Source organism: Trabulsiella odontotermitis, assembly GCF_030053895.1.
In the GTDB taxonomy this organism is placed as follows: Bacteria; Pseudomonadota; Gammaproteobacteria; order Enterobacterales; family Enterobacteriaceae; genus Trabulsiella; species Trabulsiella odontotermitis_C.
Window position 1 is genome coordinate 1,373,239 of sequence record NZ_CP125781.1, and the last position, 13,684, is coordinate 1,386,922.

Annotated in this window: 8 protein-coding genes; all 8 read left to right on the top strand. The window is 57.6% G+C overall.

Features of this window, described 5'->3' with window-relative positions:
- The first annotated feature begins 69 nt into the window (after nt 1–69).
- The 8 genes from QMG90_RS06610 to QMG90_RS06645 all read left to right on the top strand — a co-directional run bounded on the left by QMG90_RS06610 (nt 70) and on the right by QMG90_RS06645 (nt 13,684).
- Nucleotides 70–5,049, top strand: coding sequence for an alpha-2-macroglobulin family protein (locus tag QMG90_RS06610; protein WP_283283081.1), 4,980 nt, complete (start codon nt 70–72; stop codon nt 5,047–5,049).
- Between the two features lies 1 nt (nt 5,050).
- Nucleotides 5,051–7,375, top strand: coding sequence for a peptidoglycan glycosyltransferase PbpC (gene pbpC / locus QMG90_RS06615; RefSeq protein WP_283283082.1), 2,325 nt, complete (start codon nt 5,051–5,053; stop codon nt 7,373–7,375).
- Nucleotides 7,376–7,536: 161 nt separating this feature from the next.
- Nucleotides 7,537–7,968, top strand: coding sequence for a nucleoside-diphosphate kinase (gene ndk, locus QMG90_RS06620; protein WP_038157060.1), 432 nt, complete (start codon nt 7,537–7,539; stop codon nt 7,966–7,968).
- A gap of 136 nt (nt 7,969–8,104) precedes the next feature.
- Nucleotides 8,105–9,271, top strand: a complete 1,167-nt coding sequence (rlmN, locus tag QMG90_RS06625) for a dual-specificity RNA methyltransferase RlmN (RefSeq protein WP_283283083.1) — start codon at nt 8,105–8,107, stop codon at nt 9,269–9,271.
- Between the two features lie 228 nt (nt 9,272–9,499).
- Nucleotides 9,500–10,507 (top strand): cytoskeleton protein RodZ, encoded by a 1,008-nt coding sequence (gene rodZ, locus QMG90_RS06630; RefSeq protein WP_283283084.1) that lies wholly within the window; start codon nt 9,500–9,502, stop codon nt 10,505–10,507.
- Nucleotides 10,508–10,533: 26 nt separating this feature from the next.
- On the top strand, nt 10,534–11,655 hold the full coding sequence (gene ispG, locus QMG90_RS06635) for a flavodoxin-dependent (E)-4-hydroxy-3-methylbut-2-enyl-diphosphate synthase (RefSeq protein ID WP_283283085.1): 1,122 nt from the start codon (nt 10,534–10,536) through the stop codon (nt 11,653–11,655).
- Nucleotides 11,656–11,751: 96 nt separating this feature from the next.
- On the top strand, nt 11,752–13,026 hold the full coding sequence (hisS, locus tag QMG90_RS06640; RefSeq protein ID WP_283283086.1) for a histidine--tRNA ligase: 1,275 nt from the start codon (nt 11,752–11,754) through the stop codon (nt 13,024–13,026).
- A 34-nt stretch (nt 13,027–13,060) separates the two neighbouring features.
- A complete protein-coding gene (locus QMG90_RS06645) occupies nt 13,061–13,684 on the top strand; it encodes a YfgM family protein (protein ID WP_283283087.1) in 624 nt (207 codons plus the stop codon).

The window sequence follows — 13,684 nt, forward strand, 5'->3', positions numbered from 1 at the left end:
GTAAAAGCGGGATTCACGCATAATACTGAGTTAAAACATCAAACCGGCTCAATAACCCGAGGTTAAAGGATGAAACCGTTACGTTTAGCAGCGCTCTCACTGGCGCTGATTGCCGCATTCTCTCTTTCCGGGTGTGACAACGATGATGCGCCGAAAGCGACACCTTCGTCTGCGGACACACCGGCCGCCACGCCGACACCGGCGGCGGAAAAACCCGCAGCGAAGACCCCCGCGAAACCCGACAGCGCGACGCTGGCGAAACTGACGGCGCAAAGCCAGGGGAAATCGCTCACCATGCTGGACGCCTCTGAAGTACAACTGGATGGTGCTGCGACGCTGGTATTGACCTTCTCCGTGCCGCTACAGCCGGAGCAGGATTTCTCCCGCAATGTGCATCTGATAGACAAAACCAGTGGCAAAGTGGATGGCGCGTGGGAGTTGTCGCCGAACCTGAAAGAGCTGCGTCTGCGCCATCTTGAGCCGAAACGTAAACTGTTATTGACCGTCGACCCCGGGCTGGTGGCGCTGAACAATGCCACGCTCGGCACCAGTATCGAAAAAGCCATCGACACCCGCGATGTACAACCGAGCGTGGGCTTTGCCAGCCGCGGCTCGTTGCTGCCCGGGAAAGTGGTGGACGGGTTGCCGGTCATGGCGCTCAACGTTAATAACGTTGATGTGAATTTCTTCCGTATTAAGCCGGAGCTACTCGCCTCGTTCATCAGCCAGTGGGAATACCGCAACGCGCTGACCAACTGGGAGTCGGACGAGCTTCTGAAAATGGCGGATCTGGTTTATACCGGCCGTTTTGACCTTAACCCACAGCGTAATACGCGGGAAAAACTGTTGCTGCCGCTGCGTGATATCAAGCCACTGCAACAGGCTGGCGTGTATGTCGCGGTGATGAATCAGGCCGGGCATTACAACTACAGTAATGCCGCGACGCTGTTTACGCTGAGCGATCTTGGCGTGTCGGCGCACCGCTACCATGACCGCCTCGATGTGTTTACCCAGAGCCTGGAAAACGGCGCGGCGCAGCCCGGTATTGATGTGCAGTTGCTGAACACCCGCGGTCAGACGATATCGCAGGCGACCAGTGACGCGCAGGGACACGTCACGCTGAAGGTCGACCAGGACGCCGCCTTGCTGCTGGCCCGCAAAGACGGCCAGACCACGATGCTCGATCTCAAACTTCCGGCGCTGGATCTCGCCGAGTTTTCCATCGCGGGCGCGCCGGGGTACAGCAAGCAATTCTTCATGTTTGGCCCGCGCGATCTCTACCGTCCCGGTGAAACGGTGATCCTCAACGGGCTGCTGCGCGACAGCGACGGCAAACCGCTGGCGGAACAGCCAGTCAAACTGGAGGTGGTGAAGCCGGACGGTCAGGTGATCCGCACGGTGGTCAGCAAGCCAGTTAATGGGCTTTATCAGTTTACTTATCCTCTCGACAGCGGCGCCGCCACCGGTATGTGGCAAATCCGCGCCAACACCGGCGATAACCGTTCCCGGGTGTGGGATTTCCACGTCGAAGACTTTATGCCGGAGCGAATGGCGCTCACTCTGACACCGCAGAAAACCCCACTGGCACCTGCTGACGACGTGAAATTTGAGGTCGCCGGTTACTATCTCTATGGCGCGCCCGCCAACGGCAACGCATTGCAGGGTAAACTGTTCCTGCGCCCGCTGCGTGAGGCTGTCCCTGCGCTGCCGGGCTTCCAGTTTGGCGACATCGCCGAAGAAAACCTCTCCCGTACGCTGGATGAAATCCAACTGAAGCTGGACGACACCGGGCATGGTGAAGTCAGCACCGAAAGCCAGTGGAAAGAGAGCCATTCGCCGTTGCAGGTGGTACTACAGGCGAGTCTGCTGGAGTCCGGCGGGCGTCCGGTCACGCGACGCGCAGAACAGCCCATCTGGCCGGCAACAGCGCTGCCGGGGATCCGCCCCGAATTTGCGGCAAAAGCGGTCTATGACTATCGCACCGACACCACTGTGAATCAGCCCATTGTGGATGAAGACAGCAACGCCGCGTTCGACATTGTCTATACCGATGCGCAGGGGAAAAAACTGGCGGTATCGGGCCTGCAGGTGCGTTTGATTCGTGAGCGTCGTGACTACTACTGGAACTGGTCTGACAGCGATGGCTGGCAGTCACAGTTCGATCAAAAAGATCTGGTGGAAGGCGAGCAGGCGCTGGATCTGCAAGCTGATGAAACCGGCAAAGTCTCGTTCCCGGTAGAGTGGGGTTCTTATCGCCTGGAAGTAAAAGCGCCTGATGACACCGTCAGCAGCGTGCGTTTCTGGGCCGGGTACAGCTGGCAGGATAACAGCGATGGCACCGGCGCCGCACGTCCGGATCGCGTGACTATGAAGCTCGATAAACCCGCCTATAAACCTGGCGATACCATCAGGCTGAACATTGCGGCACCGGCTGCCGGTAAGGGTTACGCGATGGTGGAATCGAGCGAAGGTCCGCTGTGGTGGAAGGAGATTGACGTTCCGCAGGGTGGAATGGAACTCGCTATTCCGGTCGATAAACGCTGGAATCGCCACGATATTTATCTCAGCACGCTGGTGATCCGCCCGGGCGACAAGTCGAAATCCGCGACGCCAAAACGTGCGGTGGGTCTGCTGCATCTGCCGCTGGGTGATGAAAACCGTCGCCTGAACATCGCGCTGGAAAGCCCGACTAAAATGCGCCCGAATCAACCGCTGACGGTGAAAGTGAAAGCCACGGCAAAAGATGGCGTCGCGCCGAAACAGGTTAACGTGTTGCTCTCCGCCGTGGACAGCGGCGTACTGAACATCACCGACTACGTCACGCCTGATCCATGGAACGCCTTCTTTGGTCAGAAACGTTATGGCGCTGATATCTATGATATCTACGGACAGGTCATCGAAGGTCAGGGGCGTCTTGCCAGCCTGCGCTTTGGGGGTGATGGCGACGAACTCAAACGTGGCGGTAAACCGCCGGTGAACCATGTGAATATCGTGGCGCAACAGGCGCAGCCGGTAATGCTTGATGACAACGGCGAAGGCACCGTGACGCTGCCGATTGGCGATTTCAACGGTGAACTGCGCGTCATGGCGCAGGCGTGGAACAACGATGATTTTGGCAGCACTGAAAGCAAAGTGGTGGTTGCCGCGCCAGTGATTGCCGACGTCAGCATGCCGCGTTTCATCGCCAGTGGCGATACGACGCGGCTGGTACTTGATATCACTAACCTCACCGATGCGCCGCAGACGCTCAACGTGCAGCTTGCCGCCTCGGGGTTGATCGACATGGAAGGCGCGCAGCCGCAGCCTGTCGAGCTGGCGCCGGGTGTACGTACCACACTGTTTGTGCCGGTACGAGCGAAAGAAGGCTTTGGCGACGGGGTACTCAGTGCGGTGATCACCGGCCTGAATCTGCCTGGCGAAACGCTGGCACCTGTCAATAAAACATGGAAGCTGGGCGTGCGTCCGGCATTCCCGGCTGAAACCGTCAGTTCGTGGGGCGCGTTGCAAGCGGGTGAAAGCTGGACCGCGCCGCCTAACCATCTCAACGGTTTTTCACCGACTACGCTCGAAGGCCAGCTGTTATTGAGCGGCAAGCCGCCGCTCAATATTGCGCGCTACATTCGTGAACTGAAGGCGTATCCCTACGGCTGTCTGGAGCAGACCACCAGCGGGCTGTTCCCGTCGTTATATACCAACGCGGCACAGCTGAAAAATCTCGGCATTGCTGGCGACAGCGACGAAAAACGCCGCGCGGCGGTGGACGTCGGCATCTCGCGTCTGCTGCAAATGCAGCGTGACGACGGCGGGTTTGCATTGTGGGACAAAGAAGGCCCGGAAGAGTACTGGCTGACGGCTTATGTGATGGATTTCCTGGTGCGCGCGGGCGAGCAGGGTTATAGCGTGCCAGCAGAGGCGCTGACGCAGGGGAATAACCGCCTGCTGCGCTATCTGCAGGAGCCGGGCCTGATGACCATTCGCTACAGCGATGATATCCCCGCAAGTCGTTTTGCCGTACAGGCCTATGCCGCGCTGGTACTGGCGCGTCAACAGAAAGCGCCGCTGGGCGCGCTGCGTGAAATCTGGGAGCGTCACGACCAGGCGCGCGCGGGCCTTCCGGTGATGCAACTCGGTCTGGCGCTAAAAGCGATGGGTGACGGACCGCGCAGCGAAGAGGCAATCGCGCAGGCGTTAACCACCACGCGGCAGGACAAACAGAACTGGATGGCCGATTACGGTAGCGCGCTGCGCGACAATGCGCTGATGCTGAATCTGCTGGAGGAAAATAAAGTACGGCCTGACGCACAGAATGCGTTGCTCGTGACGCTTTCCGAACAGGCTTTCGGCCAGCGCTGGCTTTCAACGCAGGAAATGAACGCTCTGTTCATGGCCGCGAAAGGCTTGCAGGATTTCCCGGGCCACTGGCAGGCGAAAACATCGCTGGATGCGCAGCCGCTGACCGGTGAGAAAGCGCAAATGCGCAATCTGACCAGCGATCAACTGGCGGCATTGCAGGTGGCTAACACCGGCACGCAGCCGCTGTGGGTACGCCTCGACAGTACCGGTTATCCGGAAAATTCACCGCAGCCTTACAGCAACGTTCTGCAGATTGAACGTCACTTCCTCGGCACCGACGGGCAGCCGAAAACGCTCACCTCGCTGCGTAGCGGCGATCTGGTGCTGGTGCATCTGCAGGTGACGGCAAATCAGAACGTGCCGGATGCGCTGGTGGTGGATTTACTGCCTGCCGGGCTGGAACTGGAAAACCAGAATCTGGCTAACAGTAGCGCCAGCCTGCAGGATAACGGCACCGAGGTGCAGAACCTGCTTAACCAGATGCAGCAGGCGGATATTCAGCATATCGAGTTCCGCGATGACCGTTTTGTCGCGGCAGTCGCCGTCAACGAAGGGCAGCCTGTGACGCTGGTTTACCTGGCGCGCGCCGTTACGCCGGGCACGTATCAGGTGCCGGCTCCGCAGGTGGAATCGATGTATGTTCCGCAATGGCGGGCGAACGGTCAGAGCAGCGGACCGCTGATCGTCGCACCGTAATATGCGCTTTTTGCCCGTTAGAAAAACCCGCTGGCTCTGGCTGGCGGGATTTTTGGTGCTGGTCTGGCTGCTGATCGTTGCCGCCGATCGCCTGTGGCCATTGCCGCTCAACGAGGTGGCGCCCGCCCGCGTGGTGGTGGCGGAAGACGGCACACCGTTGTGGCGTTTTGCCGATGCCGATGGGATCTGGCGTTATCCGGTCACCCTCAACGATGTCTCTCCCCGTTATCTTGACGTGCTGATCCAGTATGAAGATCGCTGGTTCTGGGATCACCCCGGCGTTAATCCCTTCTCTATTGTCCGCGCGGCCTGGCAGGATCTCACCGCCCTGCGGGTGATCTCCGGCGGCAGTACGCTGACCATGCAGGTGGCGCGGTTGCTCGACCCGCATCCCCGCACCTTCGGCGGCAAATTCCGCCAGCTGTGGCGCGCCCTGCAACTCGAATGGCACCTGTCGAAACAGCAGATCCTCACCCTGTATCTCAACCGTGCGCCGTTTGGCGGCACGTTACAGGGGATCGGCGCGGCCAGCTGGTCCTATCTGGGTAAGCCGCCATCGCAGCTCAGTTATTCTGATGCGGCGCTGCTGGCAGTTCTGCCGCAGGCGCCCAGCCGTTTACGCCCCGATCGCTGGCCGCAACGCGCGGAGGCGGCGCGTAACAAAGTGCTCGACCGCATGCTGACGCAGGGCGTATGGTCCGCCACCATCGTGAAAGAGGCGCGCGAGGAGCCAGTATGGCTCGCCCCCCGGCAGATGCCGCAACTGGCGCCGCTGTTTTCCCGCCGCGTGCTGGCAAAAAGCCCGGGGACAAAAATCATCACCACCCTGGACGCCAGTTTGCAACGCCAGCTGGAAGAGATCGCGCTGAATCAGGAAAGTCGTTTGCCGCCGCGCAGCTCGCTGGCAATTGTCGTCGTTGATCATACCAATATGAAAGTCAGGGGCTGGGTGGGATCCGTGGATATCACTGACAACAGCCGCTTTGGTCATATCGACATGGTGTCGGCGGTGCGTTCGCCGGGGTCGGTGCTGAAACCCTTTATCTACGGGCTGGCGATGGATGACGGGCTGATCCATCCGGCTTCATTGCTGCAGGATGTACCGCGCCGTTTCAGCGACTATCGCCCCGGTAATTTTGACAGTGGTTTTCATGGTCCGGTGAGCATGAGCGACGCGCTGGTGCGCTCACTGAATTTGCCTGCCGTGCAGGTGCTGGAAGCCTATGGTCCGAAACAGTTTGCCGGTCGTCTGCGCAATGCCGGCCTGCCGCTGATTCTGCCCGCCGGAGCCGAGCCGAATCTGTCGCTGATTTTAGGTGGCGCGGGCGCGCGGCTGGAGAATATTGTCGCCGCTTACAGCGCCTTTGCCCGGCACGGAAAAGCAGGAAAGCTACGTCTGCTCGCCAGCGATCCGCTGCGTGAGCGTCCGCTGCTTTCCCCCGGCTCCGCATGGATTATTCGCCGCATTCTTGCCGGGGAAGAGCAGCCAGTGCCGGACGCCTCGTTACCGAAAACGGTCCCCCTCGCCTGGAAAACCGGTACCAGTTACGGCTACCGCGATGCGTGGGCGATTGGCGTCAATGCGCGTTATGTGATTGGCATCTGGACAGGGCGACCGGACGGAACGCCGGTCGTCGGGCAGTTTGGGTTCGCCAGCGCGGTACCGCTACTGAATCAGGTCAATAACCTGCTGCTTTCCCGCGCGTCGGTCATCAAAGGCGGATTACCGGAAGATCCTCGCCCGTCAACCGTCAGCGCGGCGACGGTGTGCTGGCCTGGCGGGCAAACGCTGCCGGATGGCGACAGCAACTGTCGGCGTCGGTTATCCACCTGGCTGGTGGATAACAGCCAGCCGCCGACGCTATTGCTGCCGGGTCAGGAGGGGATACGCGGGATCCGTTTCCCGGTGTGGGTCAATGCGAAAGGCGAACGGGTGGCGGCAGACTGCCAGGACGCGACGGAAAAAACGTTACAGGTGTGGCCGTTGCCGTTAGAGCCCTGGCTTCCCGCGGGTGAACGTCGTGCGGCGCGATTACCTGCCCCATCGGCGGATTGTCCGCCGTTGCAGCAACAAAATGCCGCGCCACTGGTGCTGTCGGGCGTGCGCAATGGCGCAGTCATCAAACGCCTGCCAGGCGCAAGCCGCGTATCGCTGGTGCTGCAGACCAGCGGCGGCGAGGGGCGACGCTGGTGGTTTGTCAACGGCGAACCGCTGGAGGAGACCGGCGCCAGCACAACGTTAGGGCTTGAAAATCCCGGGGATTATCAGTTGCTGGTGATGGACGACGCAGGCCAAACCGTTACTGCCACTTTCACGCTGCAATAGACCATTTTTTGCCCTTGCGATGTGATCTGTTGCTGAAACTCATCTTATTTTAAAAAAATGTTACCTTAATCCATAGGCAAGGGCATTTTTGCTCTTTATAATTCGCGCCAGATTTATACCGCGTCATGCGTAAAACAACAGAACATCACCAGAGGTTATCAATGGCTATTGAACGTACTTTTTCCATCATCAAACCAAACGCGGTAGCAAAAAACGTAATTGGTAATATCTTCTCTCGCTTTGAAGCGGCGGGTTTTAAAATCGTCGGCACCAAAATGCTGCACCTGACCGTTGAACAGGCTCGCGGGTTCTACGCTGAGCACGACGGTAAGCCGTTCTTCGACGGTCTGGTTGAGTTCATGACCTCCGGTCCGATCGTGGTTTCCGTACTGGAAAGCGAAAACGCGGTACAGCGTCACCGTGACCTGATGGGCGCCACCAACCCGGCGAACGCGCTGGCCGGCACCCTGCGCGCTGACTACGCTGACAGCTTCACCGAAAACGGCACCCACGGATCTGATTCTGTTGAATCTGCTGCCCGTGAAATCGCCTTCTTCTTCGGTGAAGGCGAAGTGTGCCCGCGCACCCGCTAATGTTTTTCATGATAGCCGCGTGCAGACGTGGCATTCATGCGCCATAATTTGTACAATACAGCGCCCCGAATTTGCGGGGCGTTTCTTTTTAACCCTCCAGGGGCCATAACGTGTAATAACGAGGCCGGAATACATTATGTCTGAACAAATTGTCACGCCTGATACTGCCGCTCTGTCGGTGCCTTCCCAGGACGCCAAAATCAACCTGCTGGATTTAAACCGTCAGGAAATGCGCGAGTTCTTCAAAAACTTAGGCGAAAAACCTTTCCGCGCTGATCAGGTGATGAAATGGATTTACCATTATTGCTGCGATAACTTTGATGAGATGACTGACATCAACAAAGTGCTGCGCGGCAAACTGAAAGAGGTCGCGGAAATTCGCGCCCCGGATGTCGTCGAAGAACAGCGTTCATCGGATGGCACCATCAAATGGGCCATCGCGGTGGGCGATCAACGCGTTGAAACGGTTTATATTCCTGAAGACGATCGCGCCACCCTGTGCGTTTCTTCACAGGTTGGTTGTGCGCTGGAGTGTAAATTCTGCTCAACGGCACAGCAGGGCTTTAACCGTAACCTGCGCGTTTCTGAAATTATTGGTCAGGTGTGGCGTGCGGCGAAAATCATCGGCGCTGCCAAAGTGACGGGTACGCGCCCTATCACCAACGTGGTGATGATGGGCATGGGCGAACCGCTGCTTAACCTGACGAACGTCGTACCGGCAATGGAAATCATGCTCGACGATTTCGGCTTTGGCTTGTCCAAACGCCGCGTTACGCTCTCCACCTCCGGCGTGGTTCCGGCGCTGGACAAACTCGGCGATATGATTGACGTTGCGCTGGCTATCTCTCTGCATGCGCCGAACGACGAGATCCGTGATGAAATCGTCCCGATCAACAGAAAGTACAATATTGAAACGTTCCTGGCCGCCGTGCGTCGTTATCTGGAGAAATCCAACGCCAATCAGGGCCGCGTGACCATCGAGTATGTGATGCTCGACCATGTGAATGACGGCACCGAACATGCGCACCAGCTGGCGGAACTGCTGAAAGATACGCCGTGCAAGATCAACCTGATCCCGTGGAACCCGTTCCCCGGCGCACCGTATGGCCGCAGCTCCAACAGCCGCATTGACCGTTTCTCGAAAGTATTAATGGAGTATGGCTTTACCACCATCGTGCGTAAAACGCGTGGTGATGATATCGATGCCGCCTGCGGTCAGCTGGCCGGAGACGTTATCGATCGTACCAAACGTACGCTGCGAAAACGCATGCAAGGTGAACCTATTGCGGTGAAAGCCGTCTGAGATCCTGAGCCGCGTGTTTCAGGATGACACACGCGGTATTCTTTAAGGTGACGAATTAGGTAAATTGCATCAATAGCATTAATAATTACGGTGCGTTTCCGTCGGGATTGAGGCAGTATGTAGCGGTTCAACAACAGCTTAGGCTTGTTTAGTAATCGGGTAGATATTTCGCGGTGCGGGTTTACCGGCACCTGACTCTTAAATTTCACGTAGCAGCAGTTGTAGCGAATGAATACTGAAGCCACTCACGACCAACATGAAGCACAAACCACGGGTACACGTCTGCGCAGCGCCCGTGAACAACTCGGACTCAGTCAACAAGCCGTCGCGGAACGCTTGTGTCTGAAGGTTTCCACGGTTCGCGATCTTGAAGACGATAAGGCTCCTGCCGATCTGGCTTCAACATTCCTGCGTGGGTACATCCGTTCTTATGCCCGACTGGTGCATATCCCGGAAGAAGAACTGCTTCCGATCAAAGAGACGCCAGTCCGAATGACCAAAGTCGCGCCGATGCAAGGCATGACGATAGGGAAGCGCCGTAAAAGACGCGACGGCTGGCTGATGAGCTTTACCTGGCTGGTGCTGTTTGTGGTGATCGGCCTGACGGGCGCCTGGTGGTGGCAAAACCACAAAGCGCAGCAGGAAGAGATCTCCAGCATGGCTGATCAATCCTCCGCTGAGCTGAATGCCAGCGACACCAGTTCGCAGCAGAGTATTCCGCTGGATACCGGTGCGGCGCAAACGCCGGACGCTACCGCGCAGAATACGCCTGTTGAGCCGCCAGCCCCGACGACTTCCGCACCGGCAACCCCGGCGCCGACCACGACGGCCCCGGCGGATAACGCGCAGGCAAATGCTGTGGTGCCGCCATCACAGGCTAACGTTGATAACACTGCCAACAATACCGCACCGGCTGCCACGGACGCCGCGCAACTGCCGACCGATCAGGCGGGGACTGCCGCGCCGACCGTAAGCACTGACGCCATCGTAATGAATTTCAATGCCGATTGCTGGCTGGAAGTCTCTGACGCAACAGGGAAAAAACTGTTCAGTGGCCTGCAACGCAAAGATGGCACGCTTAACTTAACCGGACAGGCGCCTTATAAGCTTAAAATTGGCGCTCCGGCCGCTGTTCAGATCCAGTATCAGGGAAAACCTGTCGATCTCAGCCGCTTTATCAGAACTAACCAGGTTGCGCGTTTGACCCTCAATGCCGAACAATCACCGGCACAGTAACAGACGGGCAATGCGGGAGATTTTTCATGCATAACCAGGCTCCAATTCAACGTAGGAAGTCCACACGCATTTACGTTGGTAACGTGCCGATCGGCGATGGGGCTCCCATCGCCGTGCAGTCAATGACCAACACGCGTACGACAGATGTCGAGGCGACGGTCAATCAAATCAAAGCGCTGGAGCGCGTTGGCGCGGACATCGTCCGCGTCTCTGTTCCGACCATGGATGCCGCAGAAGCCTTCAGACTCATCAAACAGCAGGTCAGCGTTCCGCTGGTGGCTGATATCCACTTCGATTACCGCATTGCGCTGAAAGTCGCCGAGTACGGTGTCGACTGCCTGCGCATCAACCCGGGCAACATTGGTAACGAAGAGCGCATCCGCCAGGTGGTGGACTGCGCGCGTGATAAAAACATCCCGATCCGTATCGGCGTTAACGCCGGTTCGCTGGAAAAAGATCTCCAGGAAAAATACGGTGAGCCAACGCCGCAGGCACTGCTCGAATCCGCGATGCGTCACGTTGATCACCTTGATCGTCTCAACTTTGATCAGTTCAAAGTGAGCGTGAAAGCTTCTGACGTGTTCCTGGCGGTGGAATCCTATCGTCTGCTGGCGAAGCAGATCGATCAACCGCTGCACCTGGGGATCACCGAAGCAGGCGGCGCCCGTAGCGGTGCGGTGAAATCGGCGATCGGCCTCGGCTTGCTGCTCTCTGAAGGGATTGGCGATACCCTGCGCGTGTCGCTGGCGGCGGATCCGGTTGAAGAGATCAAAGTCGGTTTCGACATCCTGAAATCGTTGCGTATTCGTGCGCGCGGCATCAACTTCATCGCCTGTCCGACCTGTTCGCGTCAGGAATTTGACGTGATTGGCACCGTCAACGCGCTGGAACAGCGACTGGAAGACATCATCACGCCGATGGACGTGTCCATTATCGGCTGCGTGGTGAACGGTCCTGGCGAAGCGCTGGTGTCCACGCTCGGCGTTACTGGCGGCAACCGCAAAAGCGGTCTGTACGAGGACGGCGTGCGTAAAGATCGTCTGGACAACGACGACATGATTGCCCAGCTAGAAGCGCGGATCCGTGCGAAAGCCAGCATGCTCGACGAAGCCCAACGCATCGACGTCCAGCAGGTCGACGTAAAATAATAACGTGATGGGAAGCGACGCGCTTCCCGTGTATGATTGAACCCGCGGGCGCATCAGCGCTAAGGGTTCATTTTTGTATATAGAAAGAGAATAAACGTGGCAAAAAACATTCAAGCCATTCGCGGCATGAACGATTACCTGCCGGGCGAAACCGCCATCTGGCAGCGCATTGAAGGCACACTGAAAGAGGTGCTCGGCAGCTACGGTTACAGTGAAATCCGTTTGCCGATTGTAGAGCAGACCCCGTTATTCAAACGCGCGATTGGTGAAGTCACCGATGTCGTTGAAAAAGAGATGTATACCTTCGAAGATCGTAATGGCGACAGCCTGACGCTGCGTCCGGAAGGTACTGCGGGTTGTGTACGCGCCGGCATCGAACATGGTCTTCTGTACAATCAGGAACAACGTTTGTGGTACATCGGGCCGATGTTCCGCCATGAGCGTCCGCAGAAAGGGCGTTATCGCCAGTTCCATCAGATCGGTTGTGAAGTGTTCGGCCTGCAGGGCCCGGATATCGACGCCGAACTGATTATGCTGACCGCACGCTGGTGGCGCGCGCTGGGGATCTCCCGTGATGTCAGCCTGGAGCTGAACTCCATCGGCTCACTGGAAGCGCGTGCAAACTACCGTGATGCGCTGGTGGCGTATCTGGAGCAGCACACCGAGAAGCTTGACGAAGACAGCAAACGCCGTATGTACAGCAACCCGCTGCGCGTGCTGGATTCGAAAAATCCGGACGTCCAGGCGCTGCTGAATGACGCGCCTGCGCTGGGCGATTACCTGGACGACGAGTCTAAAGAACACTTCGCCGGGCTGTGTAAATTCCTCGACGATGCCGGTATTACTTATACCGTGAATCAGCGTCTGGTGCGCGGTCTGGATTACTACAACCGCACGGTTTTTGAGTGGGTCACCAATAGCCTGGGCTCCCAGGGCACCGTTTGCGCCGGTGGGCGTTATGATGGTCTGGTTGAGCAGTTAGGTGGTCGCGCTACGCCGGGCGTTGGTTTTGCGATGGGTCTTGAGCGATTAGTTTTACTGGTTCAGGCCGTTAACCCGGAATTTAAAGCCGATCCTGTTGTCGATATATACCTGATCGCCTCCGGAGAAAATACTCAGTCAGCCGCTATGCGTCTGGCAGAGCAGATCCGCGATGCGAGCAAAGGCGTTAAACTGATGACTAACCATGGCGGCGGTAACTTCAAGAAGCAGTTTGCCCGTGCAGACAAGTGGGGCGCTCGCGTCGCACTGGTGCTGGGTGAATCTGAGATTGCGGAACGCAACGTTGTGGTGAAAGATTTACGCTCAGGTGAGCAAACGACCGTTGCGCAGGATAGCGTGGCGGAATATTTGCGGACACTACTGGGCTAATCTCCCGGGAAATATCATTCAGGAGAAGGACTGCGTGGAAATTTACAATAACGAAAACGACCAGGTCGATGCACTTAAACGGTTCTTTGCGGAGAACGGTAAGGCACTGGCGGTTGGGGTGATACTCGGGGTAGGTGCGCTGGTCGGCTGGCGCTACTGGACTTCCCATCAAATCGACACGGCCAGAGGCGCGTCGCTGGCCTATGAGAATGCGGTCTCTTCGCTGAATTCAGGCAAGCCGGAAGCTATCGCCTCAGCGGAAAAATTTGCGGCTGAAACGAAAAATACTTACGGCGCGTTTGCTTCTCTGGAGCTGGCGCAACAGTATGTCGATGCAAACCAGCTCGATAAAGCAGAAAAACAGTTGCAGCAGGGTCTGGTGGCTGCCGCCGCTGATGATAACCTTAAATCGGTTATCAACATGCGTCTTGCTCGTCTTCAACTTCAGTTGAAACAGCCGGATGCCGCGCTGAAAACCCTTGATGGCATCAAAGGCGAAGGCTGGACGGCTATCGTCGCGGATCTGCGTGGTGAAATTCTGCTGAGCAAAGGCGATAAGCAAGGCGCGCGTACCGCGTGGGAAGCGGGCGTTAAGAGCGATGCTTCACCCGCGCTTAGCGAAATGATGCGCATGAAAATAAATAATTTGTCCATCTGA

Excerpts from the sequence above, each read along its gene's own strand:
- QMG90_RS06610 (WP_283283081.1), top strand. The coding sequence starts at position 70 with ATGAAACCGTTACGTTTAGCAGCGCTCTCACTGGCGCTGATTGCCGCA.
- pbpC (WP_283283082.1), top strand. The coding sequence starts at position 5,051 with ATGCGCTTTTTGCCCGTTAGAAAAACCCGCTGGCTCTGGCTGGCGGGA.
- ndk (WP_038157060.1), top strand. The coding sequence starts at position 7,537 with ATGGCTATTGAACGTACTTTTTCCATCATCAAACCAAACGCGGTAGCA.
- rlmN (WP_283283083.1), top strand. The coding sequence starts at position 8,105 with ATGTCTGAACAAATTGTCACGCCTGATACTGCCGCTCTGTCGGTGCCT.
- rodZ (WP_283283084.1), top strand. The coding sequence starts at position 9,500 with ATGAATACTGAAGCCACTCACGACCAACATGAAGCACAAACCACGGGT.
- ispG (WP_283283085.1), top strand. The coding sequence starts at position 10,534 with ATGCATAACCAGGCTCCAATTCAACGTAGGAAGTCCACACGCATTTAC.